21 protein-coding genes are annotated in these 22954 nt (G+C 62.7%); 14 read left to right on the forward strand and 7 right to left on the reverse strand.

The features are described from left to right. The first annotated feature begins 1 nt into the window (after position 1). The 3 genes from ilvN (at position 2) to B5F33_RS04325 (ending at position 3243) form a co-directional block, all read left to right on the forward strand. Positions 2-487 (forward strand): acetolactate synthase small subunit, encoded by a 486-nt coding sequence (ilvN, locus tag B5F33_RS04315; protein ID WP_087410565.1) that lies wholly within the window; start codon positions 2-4, stop codon positions 485-487. A 268-nt stretch (positions 488-755) separates the two neighbouring features. Further along, positions 756-1751 (forward strand): ketol-acid reductoisomerase, encoded by a 996-nt coding sequence (ilvC, locus tag B5F33_RS04320; RefSeq protein ID WP_087410566.1) that lies wholly within the window; start codon positions 756-758, stop codon positions 1749-1751. A gap of 958 nt (positions 1752-2709) precedes the next feature. Continuing rightward, positions 2710-3243, forward strand: a complete 534-nt coding sequence (locus B5F33_RS04325) for a hypothetical protein (RefSeq protein WP_087410567.1) — start codon at positions 2710-2712, stop codon at positions 3241-3243. 70 nt (positions 3244-3313) lie between these two features. On the opposite strand, the gene B5F33_RS04330 is transcribed toward B5F33_RS04325, so the two are convergent. Further along, on the reverse strand, positions 3314-3784 hold the full coding sequence (locus tag B5F33_RS04330) for a YbaK/EbsC family protein (RefSeq protein ID WP_087410568.1): 471 nt from the start codon (positions 3782-3784) through the stop codon (positions 3314-3316). 177 nt (positions 3785-3961) lie between these two features. Beyond that, positions 3962-4483, reverse strand: a complete 522-nt coding sequence (locus B5F33_RS04335) for a nitroreductase (RefSeq protein WP_087410569.1) — start codon at positions 4481-4483, stop codon at positions 3962-3964. 311 nt (positions 4484-4794) lie between these two features. Here B5F33_RS04335 and B5F33_RS04340 point away from each other — a divergent pair, with 311 nt between their 5' ends. The 9 genes from B5F33_RS04340 (at position 4795) to B5F33_RS10795 (ending at position 14898) form a co-directional block, all read left to right on the forward strand. Next, positions 4795-5706: a patatin family protein gene (locus B5F33_RS04340; protein WP_204214398.1), complete on the forward strand. Its 912-nt coding sequence runs from the start codon at positions 4795-4797 to the stop codon at positions 5704-5706. Between the two features lie 9 nt (positions 5707-5715). After that, positions 5716-7185, forward strand: a complete 1470-nt coding sequence (locus B5F33_RS04345; RefSeq protein WP_087410570.1) for a DUF2130 domain-containing protein — start codon at positions 5716-5718, stop codon at positions 7183-7185. A 155-nt stretch (positions 7186-7340) separates the two neighbouring features. Continuing rightward, a complete protein-coding gene (locus B5F33_RS04350; RefSeq protein WP_087410571.1) occupies positions 7341-8771 on the forward strand; it encodes an amidophosphoribosyltransferase in 1431 nt (476 codons plus the stop codon). Between the two features lie 105 nt (positions 8772-8876). Continuing rightward, on the forward strand, positions 8877-9407 hold the full coding sequence (thpR, locus tag B5F33_RS04355) for an RNA 2',3'-cyclic phosphodiesterase (protein WP_087410572.1): 531 nt from the start codon (positions 8877-8879) through the stop codon (positions 9405-9407). A gap of 248 nt (positions 9408-9655) precedes the next feature. Then, complete coding sequence (locus tag B5F33_RS04360) at positions 9656-11263, forward strand: aminotransferase class I/II-fold pyridoxal phosphate-dependent enzyme (RefSeq protein ID WP_087410573.1); 1608 nt, start codon at positions 9656-9658, stop codon at positions 11261-11263. A 6-nt stretch (positions 11264-11269) separates the two neighbouring features. Beyond that, positions 11270-12574: a Na+/H+ antiporter NhaC family protein gene (locus tag B5F33_RS04365; RefSeq protein WP_087410574.1), complete on the forward strand. Its 1305-nt coding sequence runs from the start codon at positions 11270-11272 to the stop codon at positions 12572-12574. Between the two features lie 325 nt (positions 12575-12899). After that, positions 12900-13169: a hypothetical protein gene (locus tag B5F33_RS04370; RefSeq protein WP_087410575.1), complete on the forward strand. Its 270-nt coding sequence runs from the start codon at positions 12900-12902 to the stop codon at positions 13167-13169. Between the two features lie 343 nt (positions 13170-13512). Continuing rightward, positions 13513-14556, forward strand: a complete 1044-nt coding sequence (locus B5F33_RS04375; protein ID WP_239284782.1) for a hypothetical protein — start codon at positions 13513-13515, stop codon at positions 14554-14556. A 45-nt stretch (positions 14557-14601) separates the two neighbouring features. Beyond that, on the forward strand, positions 14602-14898 hold the full coding sequence (locus B5F33_RS10795; protein WP_143757943.1) for a hypothetical protein: 297 nt from the start codon (positions 14602-14604) through the stop codon (positions 14896-14898). Between the two features lie 149 nt (positions 14899-15047). On the opposite strand, the gene B5F33_RS04380 is transcribed toward B5F33_RS10795, so the two are convergent. The 3 genes from B5F33_RS04380 to B5F33_RS04390 form a co-directional block, all read right to left on the reverse strand. Then, entirely contained in the window at positions 15048-15608 is a 561-nt protein-coding gene (locus B5F33_RS04380) for a ferritin family protein (protein WP_087410576.1), read from the reverse strand. Between the two features lie 205 nt (positions 15609-15813). Continuing rightward, positions 15814-16380 carry a PTS glucose transporter subunit IIA gene (locus B5F33_RS04385; protein WP_087410577.1) on the reverse strand — a complete coding sequence of 189 codons (567 nt, stop codon included), beginning with the start codon at positions 16378-16380 and terminating at the stop codon, positions 15814-15816. A gap of 142 nt (positions 16381-16522) precedes the next feature. Beyond that, entirely contained in the window at positions 16523-17149 is a 627-nt protein-coding gene (locus B5F33_RS04390) for an HAD family phosphatase (RefSeq protein ID WP_087410578.1), read from the reverse strand. A 199-nt stretch (positions 17150-17348) separates the two neighbouring features. Here B5F33_RS04390 and feoB point away from each other — a divergent pair, with 199 nt between their 5' ends. Continuing rightward, positions 17349-19742, forward strand: a complete 2394-nt coding sequence (gene feoB / locus B5F33_RS04395; protein ID WP_087410579.1) for a ferrous iron transport protein B — start codon at positions 17349-17351, stop codon at positions 19740-19742. Positions 19743-20580: 838 nt separating this feature from the next. On the opposite strand, the gene B5F33_RS04400 is transcribed toward feoB, so the two are convergent. Beyond that, positions 20581-21123: an isochorismatase family cysteine hydrolase gene (locus B5F33_RS04400; protein ID WP_087410580.1), complete on the reverse strand. Its 543-nt coding sequence runs from the start codon at positions 21121-21123 to the stop codon at positions 20581-20583. Between the two features lie 119 nt (positions 21124-21242). Between B5F33_RS04400 and B5F33_RS04405 the strand changes: the two genes are divergently transcribed. After that, a complete protein-coding gene (locus B5F33_RS04405; RefSeq protein ID WP_087410581.1) occupies positions 21243-21800 on the forward strand; it encodes a DNA-deoxyinosine glycosylase in 558 nt (185 codons plus the stop codon). A 91-nt stretch (positions 21801-21891) separates the two neighbouring features. Here the strand turns inward: B5F33_RS04405 and B5F33_RS04410 are convergent, their stop codons facing one another. After that, entirely contained in the window at positions 21892-22878 is a 987-nt protein-coding gene (locus B5F33_RS04410) for a hypothetical protein (protein ID WP_087410582.1), read from the reverse strand. Between the last annotated feature and the right edge of the window lie 76 nt (positions 22879-22954).

The following is a 22954-nucleotide window of genomic DNA, read 5'->3' on the forward strand; positions in this document are numbered from 1 at the left end:
GATGAAGTACATCCTCTCTGTGCTCGTCGAGAACAAGCCGGGCGTGCTCTCGCGCGTCACCGGACTCATCAGCCGCCGTGGTTTTAACATCGATTCCCTCACCGTGGCGCCCACCGAGGACGTCACCATGAGTCGCATGACCATCATCGTCAACGCCGACGAGATCGCCTATGAGCAGCTTACCAAGCAGCTGCATAAGCTGGTCTCGGTGTATAAGATCTCGGACCTCACCGAGGAGGACGCCATCGAGCGCGAGCTTGTGCTGTTCAAGGTGCTTGCCCAGCCCGATAAGCGCCACGAGATCATCGAGATCGCGAACATCTTCCGCGCGAACATCGTCGACGTGGGCAAGAACTCGCTGACTGTGGAGGCCACGGGCACGCAGAGCAAGCTCGACGCGCTCGAAGACCTCTTCCGCGGCTACGGCATCCGTCAGCTCACGCGCACGGGCAAGATCGCCATGTCGCGCGGGGCGCGGGATTCGTAGCTCCGTCGTTCTGACGAACGACGGAACGGGTCGACGCTGCGCGGGCACCTGGCGGCCGATTCGGCTCTCATTCGTCGGTCGCGTACCGAAGTACGCGTCGCTCCTCTTTCGGGGCAATCTGCTCCGTCTTCCCGCCGCTCGCTGACGTTGCTCAACCTTATAGGCCGTTCGTTGCTGCAACATTCGTTTCGATTCACTCGCAGCCGCATCCACTTGATACGGCTCGCCATCCAAGGTAACACCAGCCACGACGTAAAGGAGAAACAACATGGCTGTTACGATTTACTATGAGCAGGACTGCGATCCGAAAGTCATCCAGGGCAAGAAGATCGCCATCATCGGCTACGGTTCGCAGGGCCATGCCCATGCGCTGAACCTGCTCGATTCCGGCTGTGACGTGCGCGTCGGCCTGCGCGAGGGTTCGAGCTCCTGGGCCAAGGCCGAGGAAGCCGGCCTCAAGGTGACCACGATGGACCAGGCCGCCGAGGAAGCCGACGTCATCATGATCCTCACCCCCGACGAGACCCAGCCCAAGGTCTATGAGGAGCACATCAAGGACCACCTCAAGCCCGGCGACACCCTGGCCTTCGCCCATGGCTTCAACATTCACTTCGGCTACATCGTGCCGCCCGAGGACGTCAACGTCATCATGTGCGCGCCCAAGGGCCCGGGCCACATCGTCCGTCGTCAGTACACCGAGGGCTCCGGCGTGCCCGACCTGGCGTGCGTGCAGCAGGATGCCACCGGCGACGCTTGGGACATCGTCCTGTCGTACTGCTGGGGTGTTGGCGGAGCGCGCTCCGGCATCATCAAGGCCACCTTCAAGGAGGAGACCGAGGAGGATCTGTTCGGCGAGCAGGCTGTGCTCTGCGGCGGCCTCGTCGAGCTTGTCAAGGCTGGCTTCGAGACCCTGACCGAGGCCGGTTATCCGCCCGAGCTCGCCTACTTCGAGTGCTATCACGAGATGAAGATGATCGTCGACCTCATGTACGAGAGCGGCATCCACTTCATGAACTACTCCATCTCCAACACGGCTGAGTACGGCGAGTACTACGCCGGCCCGAAGGTCATCAACGAGCAGAGCCGCGAGGCCATGAAGCAGATCCTGGCCCGCATCCAGGACGGCAGCTTCGCCCAGGAGTTCGTCGACGACTGTAACAACGGCCACAAGTGGCTCTTCGAGCAGCGCGAGAAGATCAACGAGCACGAGATCGAGAAGGTCGGCGAGAAGATCCGCTCCATGTTCTCCTGGATCAAGAAATAGGTTGACTGATCCCTGCGGCCTCCCCAGGTATCGCACCTCGGCCTTCAGGACTTCGAGCGTAGCGCGAAAGCCTATGCTCCTTCGTTATTCTGGTCGACCTGCGGCATCTGGGAGGGCCGCACGAGCGTGCTGCAGCATGTCACCTTGTCGTTCATTCGTCGGTCGCCTTCGAAAGGCGGCTCCTCGTTTACGGCAATCTGGCATGCTACGGAAGGCCGTCTTCATGGTTGATTGAGTGGCAGCCTTGGATGCTTATGGCGGCATGACCAACACGGTCTATGCCGCTTTCCTTTGCGGCAATCTGGCGTGTTTGGGGCGTGTCGCCTCTATGCTGGCGTTGGCGAAGGGTGCGCTCGGATCGCTTGGTCAAAGGAGGGTCCTCCTGGGCAAGGCGGGTCTGCAAGGTGTGAGCCGATGGTCAAAGTTGCCGCCTGCTGGGCATGGAAAGTGCGTCGGGGGAGTCTCGGTGGTCAATTCGTGCGCGTGCTGGGCAACAACCTGCGTTTTTTTCGCATGTTGCTGCTCATCAAGCGGCGCGTGCATACCCAGGAGAGGACCATATCGACCGGTAGTGCGCCTTCAGCGAGAAACGCGTGCCCAGAGCGCGGAATTTATGACCAGCCGCATCCCCGTCCGGGGATGCTCGTGCCCAGAGCGCAGTCAAAGTGACCAGGTGTAGGTGCCCGGCGAAATACCCCTGCCCAGGGGAAGCTACATTTGACCAACAGCGAGGGCAGTCGTAGAGCAATCAGCAGCGGAGGGTCTGCGCTGTAGGTGTGTCCGGGATGGCATTCGATGCGACTGCACGTCATACTTGCTGGTGGGCAGACATTGGACGTAGCTGTACCTGCCGGGCCCGTGCCCTCTGGACAGGCATTGGACGTGGCCGTACCCGTCAGGCCCGTACCAACCCGGCCCGCACTCTCGCATTGTCCGCATGAACAGGATGGATGGAATAGTGAGCAAATTCTGGCTATCGATCCAGGCAAACGTGCGTGCCGTTCTTCGGCGGGCGTCGCGTTTGGGCATCGCGGCGGCTCTTGTCGCCTGCGCCGGCTTTGCCCTCGCCATACCTCTGACAGGATGCAACGACGGCCCGCACAACGGCCAGGGTCAGGACAACGCCGCGGGCACCGTCGTCTTTCAGGAGCGGACCTCGCCTAACGAGGCCTATGTGAGCAGCGAGGACGACGTTGTCTACTACGATATCGTCGTCTTGCAGGACGCCGACACGCATGTGGTGACGGTTTCGTGCACGTCGAACTCGGCGTTTTTCGATCCGCTGAGCTATACGGTGGACTGCGACCAGGCAATTACGCAGGACGACGTCACGGTAAGGTGGACCACCGCCATGGGAGGCTCAGAGCCCTCCGAGAAAGACCAACTTGTGGTGGCACACATCGCCATCGCGCAGGATGGCCAGGTAATCGACGAGCATGTGGTCAACTTCACAAGCGGCGTTGTCGACATCTTGGCCAATGCGCTCGGTTAATTCCCCAATAGCTAGCTCATAAGTAGTAGGGCGACTGCCTCCCACATGCCATCGCCCTTGTTGCTGTTCCCTATGCGGGTAGCTTGCAGACGTCGACCCAGATGCAGGGTTGGCAGAGCTCTTCCAGCTCGCTGGGCGTGAGTTCAATCGCGCTGTTGGAGCTTCCACAGGCGGGGAAGACCGTTTCAAAGCGCTTGAGTGACTCGTCCAGGTAGATGTCGCACCCGTCCTTTACGGCAAAGGGGCACACGCCGCCCACGGCGTGGCCGATGCGCTCTTCGGCGTCGGCGGCCGAGAGCATCTTGGCCTTCGTGTGGAACTGCGCCTTGTACTTGGGATTGTCGATGCGGGCATCGCCGGCTGCAACAATAAGCGCCACGCGGTCGCCCACATAGAACGAGAGCGTCTTGGCGATGCGCGCCGGGTCTGTGCCCACCGCCTGGGCGGCGAGCTCGACGGTGGCGCTCGACGTCTCAAATTCCATCACGCGGTCCTCCATGCCGCGCGCACGGAAGAACTCCCTTACCTTTTCAATCGCCATGGGCGGCATCCCCTGTTCTGTTGCGCCGCGCCCGTGTCGCACGCGCAGGCGAACACGGGCGCGGTCGGCGTCAATGCGGTTTTACCTCATGGGTGACAGCTTATCGCCGCTGCCGGGCCTCGGCAAGCGAATGGCACGGAGCGTGCGGGAACAGCCGCGGCGCTATGGCGCTTGGCGCTACGCAATGCGGTAGACGTAGTTCTCTTTGCGCGGCTTGGGTTCGGGTGCCTCGCCGGCGGGGTATCCCAGGATGCAGTGGCCAATGCCCTCATAGGCATCCGCGTCGAGTCCCAGGCTTTCCAGCAGCTCCTTGCCCTCGGGCAGCTCGAACTCCTCTTTGGCTCGATGGATCCAGCAGCTGCCCAGGCCCAGCTCATGTGCGGCGAGCATGAGGTTACCCATCACGAGGCTGCCGTCGTATACGTGTGTCGGCACGTCTTTCCGGGCAAGGACCACAAGCACGACCGGCGCTCCGTAAAACGGGTCGGATTCGGTGCCCATAATACGGGCGTTTAAGGCCGAAAGCTTGTCGCGTACCTCGCGGTTGGTGATGGCGATGATGATGGGCGATTGCGCGCCTCGCCCCGTAGCGGCGTAGGTGCCGGCTTCAAGCACTTTGTTGAGCAGGTCGTCGGGCACAGGGTCGGGCAGGTAGGAGCGAATGCTGCGGCGTGTGAGCATGGCTTCGGTGGCGTTCATCGGTTCCTCCTCGGTGGCAGGACCGCATCGGCGGCGTGTGGCGGAGGTGCGCGAGGCCCGTGCGGCCTGCGCTCTGCGCGGCGCCTGCTGCGGTTCACGTTGCGGTGACACAGCATGTTGTATCCAAAACGGAACGGTCTCAATCCCCGGAGCGTCCGGGGCCTTGCGATATGGAATGCAAGCGCGATGCTCAAGACGTACGTCGCACTTCATGACGCAAGGGTTGCCCGCCTCGCGGCCACGCAGGGCGGCGGCCGCATCGTGTCCGGGCGCCGCGCTATACTACCTTCCATCATCAAGGGAGGTATCGCATGGCTAGGCAGGAAGAGAGCGTCTACGTTCCCGGCATAGCATTGCCGCAGGTGCCCGCCGGAGCGCCAACGGTCGGCGTGGTGCTCGAGGGCGGCGGCTTTCGTGGCATGTACACGGCGGGCATCATCGACGTGTGGATGGAGCGCGGCTTTACCGCGACGGCTACCGTGGGCGTCTCTGCTGGCGCCACGTTTGGCTGCAACTTCAAATCGCTGCAGGTAGGTCGCACGCTGCGCTACAACAAGCGCTTCTGCGGAGACCCTCGCTATGCGAGCGTCCGCAGCCTCATCACCACAGGTGACCTGTTCAACGAGAAATTCGCCTATGGACGCCTGCCCTGGGAGCTCGATGTCTTTGACGTGGACACCTTCCAGGCAAATCCCATGCGCTTTACGGTGGTTGCGACCGATATCGAGACGGGCGAGCCGGTCTACCACGACCTTAAGCTGGGCGGCAAGGAGGATATCGAGTGGATTCGCGCCTCGGCATCCATTCCCGCGCTCTCCCGGCCGGTCCACCTGGACGGTAAGCTGCTGCTTGACGGCGGCACGGCCGATTCCATTCCCTTTGACTGGATGTTCTCGCAGGGCTACGACCGCTGCGTGGTGGTGTGCACGCAGCATGCCGCCTATCGCAAGGAGCCAAACAGCCTCATGCCCTTCTTGCGCGTTCGCCTGCACCGGTATCCCAAGCTGGTCGAGCTGCTGGCAAACCGCCATCTGCGCTACAACGCCCAGCGAGATCGCTTGGCAGCGCTCGAGCGCGAGGGCAAGGTGTTCGTCATTCGGCCGAGCGAGCCTATAGAGCTGCCCACGATGGTCAAAGATCCGGCGTTGCTGGAGAAGGTCTACCAGCTTGGCCGTCACGACGCCGAAGCGACCTTCGATGCCATGACAAGCTTTACGCGATAGGGAGTGCACATGAGCGAGATCAAGTGTCCCAACTGCGGAACCGTCTTTACTGTCGACGAGTCGGGCTATGCCGACATCTTGCGCCAGGTGCGCACCGAAGAGTTCGAGCGCGAACTTGGCGAACGCGAGCAACTGATGCGACAGGAGCGCGACCAGGCCGTGAAGCTTGCCAAGCAGGAGGCCGAGGTGCGCTTGCAGCAGGGCGTGTCGGATCGCGATGCAAAGATCGCCGAGCTCACGGCCCGGCTTGATGCCGCCTCCGCCGAGCAGCAGCATGCGCGTGAGCAGGCGGCCGCCGAGGCCCGGGCGGAGGGCGAGCGGACCGCCTCCGAGCTCCAGCGCGAGGTGGACCGTCTTTCGGCCGAGCTCAAAGCGGCCGAAGAGCGGCAGGAGCTGGCGCTTCAGAAGGCCCAGGCCGAAGCTGCCCAGCATCTGCAGGAGGAGCTTGGCCGTGCCGAGGCGCAGGCCGAGCAGCTGCGCTCCCAGCTGCGCGAGCAACAAAACGCCTCGGCGCTCGAGCAGGAACGCGCCGTGGCTAAGGTCGCTTCCGAGCGCGACGAGGCGCGCGCCCAGCTGGAAAGCGAACGTGCCGTGCGAGCATCCGAGCGCGAGCAGCTCAAGGCCGCCCATGCCCTCGAGCTTGAACAGGCCTCGAAGACCAGCGAGGCCCTCATCCGCTACAAGGACGAGGAAATCGAGCGTCTGCGCGACATGAAGGCGCGCCTCTCCACCAAGATGGTGGGGGAGTCCCTCGAGCAGCATTGCGAGACCGAGTTCAATCGCATTCGCATGACGGCCTTCCCGCACGCCTACTTCGAAAAGGACAACGATGCGAGCGAGGGCAGCAAGGGCGACTACATCTTCCGCGAGCAGGACGAGAGCGGCAACGAGATCATCTCGATTATGTTCGAGATGAAAAACGAGAACGACACGACGGCAACCAAGCACAAGAACGAGGACTTCTTCAAAAAGCTCGATCATGACCGCACGACCAAGGGCTGCGAGTACGCCATTCTGGTCTCGCTTCTGGAGCCCGACAGCGAGCTCTATAACGCCGGCATCGTGGATGTGAGCTATCGCTATCCCAAGATGTACGTGATTCGTCCGCAGTTCTTCATTCCCATCATCACGCTGCTGCGCAACGCCGCGCTCAATTCGCTTTCCTATAAGCAGGAGCTGGCACTTGTGCGGCAACAAAACGTTGATGTGACGGGCTTTGAGGACAAGCTCCTCAAGTTCCAGGAAGGGTTCTCCCGCAACTACGAGCTGGCGAGCCGCAAGTTCCAGACGGCGATCGACGAGATCGACAAGACCATAGCCCATCTGCAGAAGACCAAAGAGGCCTTGCTTTCGAGCGACCGCAACCTCCGGCTTGCCAACGACAAGGCGCAGGATCTGACCATCAAGAAGCTGACGCGTGGCAACAAGACCATGAAGGAGGCGTTCGAGGCCGTCCGTCAAAGCGGGCCCGAGGAGTAGGGGGCACGGACGGCGCGGCGTGGGCCAAGGCGCCGGGGTGCTCGTACGGCTAACTCGCAGCGCCCGGTAAAGGGCTCTCTGGGAGCCGGTGGGGCGAAGCGCCCGCACCGCTCACGTATAATGGCGGCATCGGTGTCCGTACAGGAAGGGGAGCAATGGGCGGATTCTTTGGCGCGGCATCTAAGCGCGATGTGGTGCTGGACGTATTCTTTGGCGTCGATTATCACTCGCACCTGGGAACCAGGCGCGCCGGCATGGTGTTCTGCGAAGGCACGGGCGGGTTTCAAAAAGAGATTCATTCAATCGAGAACGCGCCGTTTCGTTCGCGCTTCGACAAAGACCTTGAGCGGTTCCACGGCACGAGCGGCATCGGCTGCATCAGCGATACCGACCCGCAGCCGCTCCTGGTGCGCGGTCGCCACGGAACCTTCGCCATTACGACGGTCGGCATCATCAACAACGCCGACAAACTCATCGAGCGCTACTTTGAAGAGGGCGGCGCCCAATTCATGGCTATGAGCTCCGGCGCGGTGAATGGGACCGAGCTCGTCGCGGCGCTCATCAACCAGAAAGATGACCTGGTCGAGGGCATCAAGTTTGCGCAGGAGCAGGTCGAGGGCTCGCTTACGCTGCTCGTGATGACCGAGGACGGTGTGATTTTCGCCGCGCGCGACCGTATGGGCCGCTTGCCGGTCATCATCGGCCGGGATACCCAGGGCGAGGGCTACTGCATCTCGTTTGAGTCGTTCGTCTACCACAAGCTGGGTTACGAAGACGCCTACGAACTCGGTTCGGGAGAGATCGTGCGTGTGACGTCCGACGGGTTCGAGACGGTTGCGCCGGCCGGCCCAGACATGAAGATCTGCGCGTTTCTGTGGGTGTACTACGGCTACCCCAACTCCAACTACGAGGGCGTGAACGTCGAGGTCATGCGCTACCGCAATGGCCAGATTATGGCGCGCGACGAGGCACGGGCCGGCACGCTTCCCGAGGTCGACTACGTGGCCGGCGTGCCCGATTCCGGTCTGCCGCACGCCATCGGCTTTGCCAACGAGTGCGGTGCCACCTTCGCCCGCCCCTTCATCAAATACACCCCCACCTGGTCGCGTTCGTTCATGCCTACCAACCAGGCGGTCCGCGACCGCATTGCCGAGATGAAGCAGATCCCGGTGCCCGAGCTTATCGACGGCAAGCGCCTGTTGCTGGTAGACGACTCCATCGTGCGCGGTACGCAGCTCGGCAAGACGGTTGACTTCCTGTATAGCGCCGGCGCAGCCGAGGTGCACATGCGAAGCGCCTGTCCTCCCATCATGTTCAGCTGCAAGTACCTGTCGTTCTCGCGCGGCAAGTCCGACCAGGACCTCATCGCGCGCCGCGTGGTGCGTGAGCTCGAGGGCCCCGAGGGCGACAAGCATCTGGACGAATACGCCGACAGCTCGACCGAGCGCGGCGCATGCATGCTGCGCCGCATCTGCGAGCAGTTGGGGTTCGACTCGCTCAGCTATCAGAGCCTGCCGGGCATGCTTGAGGCGATCGGCATCGATCCCACCAAGGTGTGCACCTATTGCTGGAATGGCAAGGAATAGCGATTTGCAAAGAAGGCCCTGTTCGCTCCGGTGGACAGGGCCTTGTTGGTCGCTGCCTGGCGTCGGACAACGAGAGGTGGGAAGACCTGCCTGGGGAGGTATATCGTGCGCGCATTTGTTGCCCTTGAGCTGCCAGGAGATGTCGTTGAGGACCTTGTTGTGCTGGCGCGCCAGCTGCAGGGATACGTCCGCGGACGGTTCATGCGCCGAGAGACCTACCATGTGACGCTGGCGTTTTTAGGCGAGGTGGATGAGTCGGCGGCGCGTCGTGCGATGGATGCTCTGGATGCGGCGTGCGCGGGGTGCGACGCCCCGTTGCTTGTGGCGGAGGGGCTGGGGACCTTCGGCCGTCCCCACGACGCGACCCTGTGGCTGGGGCTGCGCGAGGTCCCCGAGCTCATGGATATTGCCGCTGCTGTTCGCCATGCGCTCGACAAGGCGGGCGTTGTCTTCGACCGCAAGGCGTTTCGTCCGCACATCACCCTCGCACGTCGGGCGCGCCTTCCGCGCGAGCCGCTGGAGGGCCTGGTGTTTCCGCGCCAGAGCGTGGCTACCTGCGTCACGCTCTTCAAAAGTACGCTCACCCCGGACGGTGCAATCTACAAGCCGCTCCACCGCGTGCAGCTTGCTCGGTAGGGGACTGCGTGAAGCCGGCTCTGTGAAGCGGACCGCGTGAAGTCGTCCGCATGAAGTCAGGATGCCGGAGCAAAATTGAACCTAGACGGGATGGGCCGTCGTGCTATACTGCCGACTAAATTGAACGTTCAATTCTGAACAGGCTTGAAAGTTCAATTTACGGTAGAAATTGAACCATCTGGCGGGACGGGCGCGTCTAACGGTAACAACGCCGCGCTCCAGATGGCATCGTTTGGGCAGGGGGCACCATGGCACCAACGTTTTCTCAGCGTCTTAAGCAGGCCATGGCCGATGCCGGGTTCAAGCAGGCAGACCTCATCCGTGCAGCCACGCAGCGCGGCGAGCGGCTGGGAAAAAGCCAGGTGAGTCAGTATGTAAGCGGCAAAACCGTTCCACGGCGCGACGTGATGCGGCTTCTTGCCGACATTCTTTCGGTCGATGCGGCATGGCTTTCGGGAGAAGGCCCAGAGGCCCCGCGGCATGGGCGCGCCGAGACGGCGCCGCCGTCAGCGGCCGGCGGGCGAGCTTCCGCGCGGCGTGAGGCCGCCTTGTCCGTTTCCACGGGCTCGAATCCTGCTTCAACCACCACGCCGGGCACGCAGTCTGCCCCGCAACCTTCCATACAAAGGAGCACTCCCATGCGCGAGTTCACCAAATCCTCCAAGCTCGACAACGTCCTCTACGATGTGCGCGGCCCCGTTGCCGACGAAGCCGCCCGCATGGAGTCGGAGGGCATGCGCATCTTGAAGCTCAACATCGGCAATCCCGCGCCGTTTGGATTCCGCACCCCCGACGAGGTCGTGCAGGATATGCGTCAGCAGCTGCCCGATTGCGAGGGCTACTCTGATTCGCGCGGCCTCTTTTCTGCGCGCAAGGCCATCATGCAGTACGCCCAGCTCAAGGGGCTGCCCAACGTGGGCATGGAGGACATCTACACCGGCAACGGCGTCTCCGAGCTCATTCAGCTGTGCATGAACGCGCTGCTCGACACCGGTGACGAGATTTTGATTCCCAGCCCCGACTATCCGCTGTGGACCGCCTGTGCCACCCTTGCCGGCGGCACGCCCGTGCACTACATCTGCGACGAAGAGGCCGAGTGGAACCCCGACCTCGCCGACCTTGAGTCCAAGGTGACCTCGGCCACCAAGGCCATCGTCATCATCAACCCCAACAACCCCACGGGCGCCGTGTACCCGCGCGAGGTGCTCGAGCAGATCGTCGAGATCGCCCGCAAGCATCAGCTCATGATCTTCTCCGACGAGATCTACGACCGTCTGTGCATGGACGGCATCGAGCACATCTCGATCGCATCGCTTGCGCCCGACCTGCCGTGTGTGACGTTCTCCGGTCTGTCGAAGAGCCATATGATTGCCGGCTATCGCATTGGCTGGATGATCCTTTCGGGCAACAAGCGTTGCATGAAGGACTTCATCTACGGCATCAACATGCTCTCCAACATGCGCCTGTGCTCCAACGTGCCTGCGCAGTCCATCGTGCAGACCGCGCTCGGCGGGCATCAGAGCGTAAAGGGCTACGTCGTTCCCGGCGGCCGCGTCTACGAGCAGCGCAACTTCGTCTACGAGGCGCTCAATGCCATTCCGGGCATCACGGCGGTGAAGCCCAAGGCGGCGTTCTACATCTTCCCGAAGATGGATGTCGAGCGCTTCAACATCACCGACGACGAGCAGTTCGCCCTTGACCTGCTGCATCAGAAGCGCATCCTCATCACCCGCGGCGGCGGCTTCAACTGGGGCAAGCCCGACCACTTCCGCATCGTCTACCTGCCGCGCATGGAGGTCCTGCGCGAGGCGCTCGACGACCTGGCCGACTTCTTCGAGCACTATCGCCAGAACTAGCGGGCAATGGAGACCATAACGCTCGGCCTGTTTGTGGCGGCACTTGTAGGATGCATCGCGACCGGCGTGCCCACTGCGTGTGCGCTGGTCGTAGGGCTGGTGCTGTTCTGCGTATACGCGTGGCGCGCGGGCAACTCTGCGCGCGCGGTGGCGGCCATGTGCTGGCACGGCGTGCGCCCCATCTGCCGCATTCTTGGCATGCTTGTGCTCGTGGGCGTGCTCACGGGCCTTTGGCGCGCGGCGGGCGTCATTCCGGCAATCGTGTACTACGCGGTGCCGCTGATCACCCCGCCGCTCTTTCTGCTCATGGTGTTTCTGCTTACCTGTTTGGTATCGGTTGCGACCGGCACCTCCTTTGGGTCTGCGGCGACCATGGGAACCATCTGCGTCTCGCTTGCCGCGGCGATGGGCGTGCCGATCGTCGCTGCGGGCGGGGCGGCGCTCTCCGGGGCGTTTTTCGGCGATCGCTGGTCCCCGCTTTCCACAAGCGCCCTGCTTGTGGCCGATGTGACCGGCACCGATTTCTACGGCAACCTCAGGCGTATGGTGCGCACCGCGCTGGTGCCCTTCGCGGCGACCTGTGCGGCCTACCTTGTGGCGGGCGCGGTGTTGCCCGCAGCCGCCGGCTCGCTGGATACGGTCGGCCCTCTTGGGTCGGCGTTTGGCCTTTCGCCTGTCGTGCTCCTGCCGCCCGTCCTCGTGTTCGCGCTCGCCATCTTTCGCGTGGACATCCTGGCCGTCATCGCTGCGGGAATCATCTCGTCCGTGCCGCTGTGCCTTGCGCTGCAGGATATGACGATGCTCGATGTCGCACGCACGGCGCTTCTGGGCTTTACGTCCGCCGCCCCGGGGCTAGAAGCTCTGTCTGGGGGCGGTATCGCGTCGATGCTCTCTGCCGTCGGCATCGTGTGCATCACCTCTGCCTATGCGGGCGTGTTCGAGGAAACCCGGCTGCTACATGGCATCGATGGCATGGTCGCCGCCTTTGCCGGCCGGGTGACACCTTTTGCCGCAACCCTTGGCATCTCGGTGGCCACCTCTATGGTGTCGTGCAACCAGACGCTGGCCATCATGCTCACCCACCAGCTGAGCCGCGACATCGTGCCGAACGCCGAACAGCACGCGCTCGATCTGGAGGATTCCGTGGTGCTTGTGGCGGGGCTTGTCCCCTGGTCCATTGCGGGCGGCGTGCCGCTTGCGTCTATGGGCGCACCGGTCGAGAGCATGGCGCTCGCGGTCTTCCTCTACGCGGTTCCGCTCTGGCGGCTGGCGTGTTCGTATGTGCGTTCCGCACGGCGGCGGGCTGTGTGACGACGTGCCGAGCCGCGCGTGGGCACCGCGCGCAGTCACCGCGCGTAGGGGCGCCGCGCCCGCTGCCGGCAACGAGGCTTTGGCGGCAGCGGGCATCGCTGCCGCCGGCTTTGCCCGAATGTCCGGGCGAGCCTGCGCACGGGCAGTCCTTGTGTGCGCCGGTCCGCTGTGCGTCGTGTGCGCTGCATCCTCAAGCTTTGCCCTCTGCGGGCTTACCGAACCTTAACGATTCCGTGACGTACCGTTGCCGTGTGCGGGGTAGGTTGAGCATGTCAAGCGGGTCGGCCTGCCGGCTCGCAGCAAGATTGCGGAAGGGTGGTGCCACATGGACGTGAAGCTGGTGCGCGAGAGCGAGTTCACGGGAACCAAGGGTAAGGTCCTTAAATATGTGGGCTGCACCTACGCGATGATTATCCTCAGCCAGTTTATCAAGGCGTTTGGCATGAGCGCGGACATGGGTGGCGGGCCGCTCATCGAGCTCTCGTCGTTTGTATTCGTGCTCGCCTTCGTGACCTATCCGCTGGGCATCCAGGCGGCGCGCCTTGTCCGCTCGCTTATGGTAGAACAGCCTTCGCGCCAAGTCGCAGGCGTGTAGCGGATTGCTCGCGATGAACGAGGCTTGAGGCGGGAAAGCGGCCGTGCTCGCCTATGCGAGGTGCCCGACGTAGCGCATCGATGCGCTTGCAAGCCACTGGGCTCCGTTGCACCGCGAGGCCCAACACGTCGCAAGGTCGCTCACAGCAGCTCAATCGTGTCGCCTCGGCGTACATGCCGGGGCGATTTTGTGTGCACACAGATTCTTCTCAGTGTATGAGCCGCTTTCCGCGTACACTTCCACCGAGCCGAAAGGCTAGTTAGGTATTGGGTTGGAAGACCCGGAGTTTTGGCGCGGAGGTTCGCGCCCACGACAAGCGCTGGAAAGCGCAGGAGGAAATTGCATGACTGAGTTCGGCAAGGTTGAAGAGATGGACAACGAGATGGACGAGACGATGGCCGAGGCTGCTGCGATCGCAGGTGCAGCCGAGCTTGACGACGAGCAGGTCGCCGCGGAGGATGCGGACGACGCGGTCGTCGAGGATGAGAAGGCCGACGACGTCGAGGAGACCGCTGAGGTCGCTTCCGACGAGGAGAAGGCTGACGAGAAGGACGAGGAGAAGGCCGTTGCGCCCGAGGACCTGGATGACCAGCTCTTCGACAAGCTGAACCGTGCTGCCCGCCTCATGCGCGCCCGTCGCGACGTGCTCGCCGAGCAGGCCGCTGAGGAGGCAGAGCGCCTGAACACCCTGAAGCGCGCCCTCAAGCTGCTCGAGCTCAAGCCCAAGATGGAGGAGAAGGAGATGGCTGACCTCATGGGCATGCGTCTCCGTGAGCTCAACGAGATCCTCATCAAGGCCGAGAAGGAAGATATCGTCGCTCGTGTCGAGCCCGAGGACAACGACATGCGTCACGTGGTGGTCTTTGCCAGCGAGGACGCTATGGAGCTGGCCGAGGCTCAGGGCAAGAAGCGCAAGAAGTACATTCCGCAGCTCTCTGCTGAGTCCGCTGAGCAGCTGCTCTCCCTGCTTGATCAGGTGATCGACCCGCTGACCGCTATGGGCCTGGATCGTCCGACCGAGAAGCGCGACGAGCGTGGTGGCCGTGGCGATCGTGGTGGCTTCGGCGGACGCGGCGGCGACCGCGGTGGCCGTGGCGGCTTCGGCGATCGTGACCGCGGCGGTCGTGGCGGTTTCGGTGGCCACGGCGATCGTGGCGGCCGCGGCGGCTTTGGTGGCCGCGGTGGTGACCGTGGTGGCCGTGGCGATCGTGGTGGCTTCGGCGGACGCGGCGGCGACCGCGGTGGCCGTGGCGGCTTCGGCGATCGTGACCGCGGTGGTCGCGGTGGCTTTGGCGACCGTGGCGGACGCGGTGGTTACGGCGGTCACAACGACCGCGGTGGCCGTGGCGGCTTTGGTGACCGCGGTGGCCGTGGTGGTCGCTACTAAGAGCCTCATCCCCTAGGGGCACACCGGTTGCAGATGGTGTCCCGCGTGGTGATAACGCTTATTGATACGGGCGCGTCGCTCAAGGAGGGCGGCGCGCCTGTTTGTGTTCCGGGGACGCGTGAGGGGAGTGGAGCCTGTCGGGTAAAAATCGTGCCCGCATTGCCTGCGGCGCGGGGCATGCTCCGATGCGCCCATGCGCAACAAACTCGTTTCGGTTTTATGCAGTTTGTTTTAAAAATGGCAAGTACACTTTACTACACTAAAGCGCTCAACTGGGTTTTTGATGCCGTTTTGAGCGCTAAAACCGGGGTCTACTTGGCTTGTTGCGAAGTAACTGCATAAAACCGGCATGTGCCGATGTTCCGCCAACGCCGGCATCGTCGACGCTCGGCTCCTCCTTGTTTCAACGACAGGCATAACAAAAGGCGCCCCCAGGAATTCCTGAGGGCGCCTTGCATACGCTTGTGAGTAAGCGCGTGAGCGTGTTCGGTTTAGCCGAAGTAACGCTTGAGCAGGCCGGCGAACGCCTTGCCGTGACGGGCCTCGTCGCGAGCCATCTCATGCACGGTGTCGTGGATGGCATCAAGACCAGCGGCCTTGGCACGCTTGGCCAGGTCGGTCTTGCCAGCGGTGGCGCCGTTCTCGGCCTCGACGCGCATCTCGAGGTTCTTCTTGGTGGAGTCGGTCACGACCTCGCCGAGGAGCTCGGCGAACTTAGCGGCGTGCTCGGCCTCCTCGTGAGCGGCCTTCTCCCAGTACAGGCCGATCTCGGGATAGCCCTCGCGATGAGCGACGCGGGCCATGGCCAGGTACATACCAACCTCGGAGCACTCGCCCTCGAAGTTAGCGCGCAGGTCGGCGACGATGTCCTCGGGAACCTCAGGAAGCTTGCCGACGCCCACGACGTGCTCGGCGGCCCAGGTCATCTCGGTGTCGGACTGCTTGATGAAGCGGTCACCGGAGACGCCGCACTGGGGGCACTTGAAATCGGCGGGCAGCTCCTCGCCGTCGAACTCCTCGACATAACCGCAGACGGGGCAAACGAACTTCATGCTGTTCTCCTTAGAACGCAGGCGATTGCGCGGGCACCCGGTCCCTTCGGTCCCTCTGCGGGTGCCGCGCACGAACAAGGCTATTATGCCCAAAATGCTCCTGAATTGGTAGCTATTAGGACAGATTCTTAAAAAAGATTCCACCTTCACAAAGTTGGGCCCCTCCCGTGTGTTCGAAACGGGAGGGGCCCAACTGCCAGTGCTACTAGTCGCGCGGCCTGCGGACGACGAGCAGTGGGTCGCCCACCTTAACAAGCGGGCGGCCGCCCAGCAGCGTGCCCGAGCTGCCGATGTGGTTCACGCGCACCTTGTCACCCACATTCGAGATGATGAGCGTCACGACGTCCTCGTAGCCCGCGCTCTTGATGGCCTCGGGGTCGAAGGTGAGCAGCGGGGTGCCGGCAGTCACGAGGTCGCCCTGCTTCACATAGCAGGTGAAGCCCTTGCCGTTCATGTTCACCGTGCCCAGACCGATGTGCATGATGAGCTCTTCGCCGTCGTCGGTGAGCATGCCGATGGAGTGGTTGGTGACGGTCGTCGCAGCGATGCGGCCGTTGGCCGGGGCGAACAGCGTATGGCCGGTGGGCAGGATGCCGTAGCCCTCGCCAAACAGGTGTGCCGAGAGGACCTCGTCGTTGATCTCCTCAAGGCGCATGAGGATGCCGGAGACGGGGGCGTAGATGGTGTCGGGGCGGGTCGCGAACGAGGCAGCCTGGGGCGTCTCGGCGTTGCCGGACGTGACGGAGCCCTTGATCTTATCCCAGAGTTTCATATGCATCCTCCTATAGGTATGCAGCCTATGCGGCATGGCCGCTTGTCTTCACGAGACATGATACCGAAAAGGTGGGTCGGTGGAATGCTCTGCGCCACCGGCGGTCGGTTTCTGCACGTCTGCGTATGACGCCCTGCTCTTGCTATCGCGGCAGGCTATCGATGTAGGACGCCAGCGCCTCGACGTCGCCGGTAAAGTGATACGACCGCATGCCCGCCACCTCGGCGCCGCGGCAGTTGTCCAGGTTGTCATCCACAAACAGGCACCCGGCGGGATCGAGTCCGTAGCGGTCGCAAAGCAGCGTGTAGATGGCCGGGTCGGGTTTCATGATGCGCTCGAAGCCCGACACCACGCGTCCGTCCATGACCTGGTAGGCAGGGCAATGATCGAGCTGCTTGTCGATCTCGGTCGAGGCGTTGGACAGCAGGTAGACGCCCAGACCCTCGTCCTTCAGCCGAATGGCGAGCTTGTTGGTGGGCTCGATGGGCTGAGAGTAGCGCTGCCACTCGGCGGCGCAGACATGCAGGTTGGGATGCAGGCGCTCCGGTAGGTGCGCCTGCGCGATGCGCTCCATCGTGGGAATGCTGATTACGCCCGCGTCGAGCAGTGACCACTCGCGGCGGCCGAAATAGGCGTCGGCGAGAAGGCGTGCGTCCTCGTCGTTGTCGGTGTATTGCTGCGCAAAGTAGAAGCCGTCGAAGGTCATGAGCACGCCGCCCATGTCGAAGACGACGGTGCGAAGCGCGGGCTCGTTTTGGAGATCTGCCATAGGTGCTCCTTGCTGCTTGGTATTTCTTGTCTGCTTCAGTATGAGCGTCTCGCAGGAGGAGGGGGAGGAAAAGCTGGGTTCCAGCCGAAAGTTAGCTAAGTCTAACGCGTTGTGCATCCGATGCTAATAGGCGACCAGGCTTTTGTTGGCGCATGGGATACCTAAAATAGCTACGGTTAACATCTAGGTGAGGTGGGTTATGGATAACACACGTCAGCCGGGGGAGGCCAAGCAGACCACCCTCGAGCAACTTGAGATAGGCAAGGACGCCATCATCGCATCGGTCGATTGCAGCGATGCGGGCCTGCGTCAACACATCCTGGACATGGGCCTGACGCCGGGCACCGAGGTCACCATGATGAAGTTTGCCCCCATGGGCGACCCCATGGAGATTCGCCTGCGCGGTTACGAGCTCACGCTACGCCGTGACGATGCGGCGCATATCGCGCTCACGGATGTTCACGATGCGCACAACAACCCGCGTTGCACCACCAAGGGCTCCGCCGTGGCTCACCCTGCCTTGGGCGAAGACGCGGCCAAGCCCCGGCGTGCGGGCGCGGCCCTTGCCGAGTCGGCGCCGCTCAGCTTCGCGCTCGCCGGCAATCAGAACTGCGGCAAGACGACGCTCTTCAACCAGCTGACCGGCTCGAACCAGCACGTGGGCAATTTTCCCGGCGTGACGGTCGACCGCAAAGATGGCCAGATCAAGGGACATCCCAACGCGCGAATCACCGACCTGCCGGGCATCTACTCGCTCTCGCCGTATACGAGCGAAGAGGTGGTGAGCCGCCGGTTCATTCTGGACGAGCATCCCGATGCGATCGTCGACATCGTCGATGCCACCAACATCGAACGAAACCTCTACCTTACTCTGCAGCTCATGGAGCTCGACCTGCCCATGGTGCTTGCCCTCAACATGATGGACGAGCTCTCGGCAAACGGCGGCTCTGTGGACGTGAACGCACTCGAGGCCGCGCTCGGAATTCCTGTGGTGCCCATCTCGGCCGCAAAGAACGAGGGCATCGGCGAGTTGGTGGAGCACGCGCTGCACGTGGCGCGGTATCGCGAGCGCCCGGGCCGCATCGACTTCTGCGCTCCCGACGGCCCCGACCACGGTGCGCTGCACCGCTGCATTCACGGCCTGATCGAGCTGGTGGGAGATCACGCCCAGGCCGCAGGCATCCCGCCGCGCTTCGCCGCAACGAAGATCATCGAGGGCGACCATCTGGTCATCGATTCGCTGGCCCTCGACGATAACGAGCTCGATGCAATCGAGCACATCATTCACCAGATGGAGGAGGAGTCCGGCACCGACCGCATGGCCGCCCTCGCCGACATGCGCTTCGCGTTCATCGAGGACGTTTGCGCGCGCAGCGTGGTAAAGCCCCACGAGAGCCGCGAGCACCTGCGCAGCGTTGCCGCGGACCGCATTCTCACCGGCAAATACACGGCGATTCCGGTGTTCATCCTCATCATGGCACTCGTGTTCTGGCTGACGTTCGATGTGGTGGGGCAGCGCCTCTCCGACCTGCTGGAGCTTGGCATTCAGGCGCTCACGGGCGTGGTCGACCAAGCGCTTACCAACTTCGGCGTAAATCCGGTGGTGCATTCACTGGTAATCGACGGCATCTTTGCGGGCGTGGGTAGCGTGCTATCCTTCCTGCCCATCATCGTGGTATTGTTCTTGCTGCTTTCCATGCTCGAGGACTCGGGCTATATGGCGCGCGTGGCCTTTGTGATGGATAAGATTCTGCGCAAGCTGGGGCTTTCCGGACGCAGCTTCGTGCCCATGCTCATCGGTTTCGGCTGCAGCGTGCCCGCTATCATGGCGACGCGCACCCTGCCCTCGGAGCACGATCGCAAGATGACGGTCATGCTCACGCCGTTCATGAGCTGCTCGGCAAAGCTGCCGGTCTATGCGCTGTTCTCGGCGGCGTTTTTCCCCGACTGCGCCCCGCTCGTGATGATTGCGATGTACCTCATGGGCATCGTTGTGGGCATTCTCGTGGCGCTGGTGCTCAAGCATACGGCGTTCCGGGGCGACCCGGTGCCGTTTGTAATGGAGCTTCCTAACTACCGCCTGCCCAGTCTGAAGACCACGGTGCATCTGGCGTGGGACAAGGCGAAGGGCTTCGTGACCAAGGCGTTCACGATCATCTTTGCAGCAAGCGTCATCATTTGGTTCTTGCAGACGTTTGACATTCGCTTCAACGTTGTAAGCGACCAGAGTCAGAGCATGCTCGCCGCATTGGGCACGTTCGTTTCCCCGATTTTCCGTCCGCTTGGATTTGGCAGCTGGATCGCATCCGCGGCGATCGTGGCGGGCTTCGGCGCCAAGGAGAACGTCGCTGCGACGCTCACGGTGCTGCTTGGGGGTTCTACGGCGGCGCTCGCAACGCTCTTTACACCGCTTACGGCCTTTACGTTCCTTACGTTTGTGCTGCTGTACACGCCGTGCGTCGCGGCGATCTCGGCCGTCCGCAACGAGCTGGGTTCGCGCTATGCCACAGGAGTGGTGCTCATGCAGTGCGGCGTCGCGTGGGTCGTCGCGCTGGTGGTGCACCTTATCGGCATGGCGTTGGGGTTGGCATAAGGATTGGCGTAAAGGACTGGCATACCGGCTGGCATTACGGACTGGCACAAAGGACCTGCATAACGGCTCGTTTCGGCGCGCCGCCATGGCCTGACGGCCAGGTGGCGCGCCGGGCGAGACCGCGCCGAATTGCAGCAGGATGCTCTGAAGATCCTCGGCAGCGTGCCTGCCCCCCGGCCTTCCAAGAGAATTGCGTGCCCCGCTCTCGAGTTACGTGCGCCCGGCTGAAGTTACGTGCACCCGACTGAAGTTGCGCGCGCCCTGCTGAAGTTGCGTGCGCTCGATTGAAGTTGCGTGCGCGATTCGGCCATAATCACCCCCTTTTGAGGGTGATTATGGCCGAAACCCTCTATCAACTTTAGAATCGCGCACGCAACTCGGACACGGGGCACCCGCTCTTATACCGCCATGATTGTGGCTTCGTCCGTCGCGCTACGTCGCGGCGACAGGCCGCAGGTGCGCCTTCATAGCCAACGTTCCGTTCGATCATCGTCGGGGCACAAAACAGCCCTGATCGTGTGTCAAAATCGCCGTTTTGTACGACTTGATTTCGTTATACATTTTTGGCAGGTTTTATGCATTCATTTATCTGGCCTTTTGTTATCGAAAATGGCCTCATCAGATGAAGCTGGAATTCTAGTCGTACAAAACGCCGAGTTTTGCACACATCGGGACCAGATTTGTACCTCACCGGTCCCGCAGGCTTTCTGCTCGATGCATAAACCGAGTGCATGACATGTGTGGCGCTCGCTCCGGGGAAGCGCCGGCCGTCGCGGCGGCACGGCGACGCGAATCCGCATGTCAGCGGTGCGTATTGCCGCCGGCGAAAGCCGCCGCCTTAAGAATCCCGCCCCAGGATGTGCACCTGGCAGCTCGCCATAGTTGCCAAGGCAGCTTCGTGGGCGGCGGGCGTGACGCCAGCGCAAAGCGACGCGTCCACGGATAAGGGGACTTCCGGCAGCGCGGCTTTGACCAGCAGCGCATTTGAGACCACACAGATATCGGTGCATACCCCTATGAACTCAATGGACTCAATGGGAGATGCGGCGTTTTGAGCCACGAGCCATGCCGCGAGATCGGTCGAGCCGAACGTGGGCTTTTCAAAGGTTTGAGCGTGGCGTTCTTCGCGGACGGCTTCGAGCGCGGGGATGAGCTGCCAGCCTTCGGTTCCGCGAATGCAATGCGGCACCGGCAGGTTGCTTCCCTCCTGCGTCGAAAGGTAGTCTTCGTCATGCGTGTCGAGCGTGAAGACCACTTCGCCATCGAAATCGCGCGCGGCTGCGACCACGGCGGCCGCGATCGCCTGGGCCTCGAGCGTGCCAAGCGCGCCGTCTACGAAGTCGTTTTGCATGTCGATGACAACGAGGTAACGTGTACCCATAATGACCTCCCTGCAATGAATGCGTGCGGGTGCTAAGGCCACATTGTATCCCGCCTTCCGCCTCCGCGGCCCGCACGGCTGCCTCGGGTGTCGGGCCAACACGTGAGAAGGGACAGCGCATGGCCGACTATCAGCACATCTCACACGGTTTTGCCCCGGTGTTCGACGCGGATTCGCGTGTGCTTGTGCTGGGGTCGTTCCCCTCGGTTCTCTCTCGCGCTCATTCGTTTTACTACGGCAATCCCCAAAACCGGTTCTGGCGCGTTATGGCATCGTGCCTGGGCGAGAGCGTTCCTCCCAACGCGGGCGATGCCCTTTCGGGCACGTCAGAGCCTGCCACCGAGGAGGAATCCATTTGCTCAAAGCGGTCGCTGCTTTTGCGTCACGGTATTGCGCTATGGGACGTGATTGAAAGCTGCGATATCAAGGGTTCAAGCGATGCGAGCATTCGAAACGTCGTGCCCGCGCGCATCGAGCGCATCACCGACGCCGCGCCCATCGAGGCGGTGCTGTGCAACGGGGGAACTGCCGGGAGGCTCTATCATCGCTACCTCGAGAAGCGAGTGGGAATCGAAGCCCAGGTAATGCCCTCTACGAGTCCGGCCAACGCGTCGTGGTCGCTCGATCGCCTGACAGAACGTTGGATGGAAACGTTGCGTGCGCTCAATGTAAGTTAGGTGCCGGCTTCGTCCAAAAGACGGACCCTGGAGGCGTCACAATGGCCAAAAAGCTCTATCAACGTGAGCGGGCGACGTAAGAGTGATGCCGCTACCGGTCCCACACCTTGTCATAGATCCATCGGGGGGGAGGGCTGCGAACGGTGATGATGTCTTGCCCGGGTGCGAGACGGCACTGACCCTCTGTGGGCACATGCATGTCTCCGTAGGACATGGTGCGGCTGTCGAGCTCATCGAGTGGACAATCCATGCGCAGGGCGGCGATCAGCCGGTCGATGGCCTCCGAAAGAGGGCGGCGCCACATGCCGAGCCGCGGGCTTCGCATGAGGCGGGGAAGCGCCTTGCCGCAGCCCATGGCGACACCGCCGCCCCAGGCAAGCTTTTGCTGTACGCAGATGTGTCGCAGCCGCTCTATGGAGTCGATGGCGGGCTCAGGGCTCCAGCTACAGGAGATGATGACGGTATAGACCGGCGTGCCGGCCGCAAGCGCTCCGCTGTCGAGGACGCTCGCCAGCAGCTGTTCGGGACCCATGCGGTCGATACTTGGCGATGGAGAGACAACCTCGGCGTTCCGGGGTGCGGTGGTTTGGAAGGTCTCGTTCATCGGGAGAGGATGATGCTGGGCGCGGTCGTATGCGCCCCGGCGGCCTGCCCTGGCGCGCGTGGCCTCTGTAACCTTGGCTTGTGCCTCGCGCGCACCCGCCGGCTCAAGGGCAACAATTACCAAGGCGTCGCCAGTGCCGAGCGGGGTGTCAAGCCGAATGTCGGCCGGTCTGGCTGTCGATATATGCACGTCGACCAGGCGCGCGCCGCCCTCTTGCACGCCCAGTCGCAGAGCGGAGATGTGTTCATAGGCGCGATACGCGTCCAAAAGGTCGTCAGCGATCAGGCGCGCTCCTGCAGCATACGGGGACGAAGCGTCGTTGCGGTCGCCAGACGGTTCGTCGGTGTTGCAGGCATCTGCGCCCACATGGGAAAGCGTGTCGTCGCGCCACGTGATGACGGCGACCCGTCGCTCGCGCGCTCGCGTCGGCTTGTCATGCGGTATGTCGGTGTTGAGCTCGCGCACGAGTGTCACGTTCTCCTTTCGTCATATCCGATGCCGGCCGTGCGTGGCGAACGACGGCCTTTCGCGCCGAATGCCTTGCCAGCGC

The sequence above is a fragment of the Collinsella sp. An2 genome (genome assembly GCF_002160065.1).
Taxonomy (GTDB): Bacteria; Actinomycetota; Coriobacteriia; order Coriobacteriales; family Coriobacteriaceae; genus Limicola.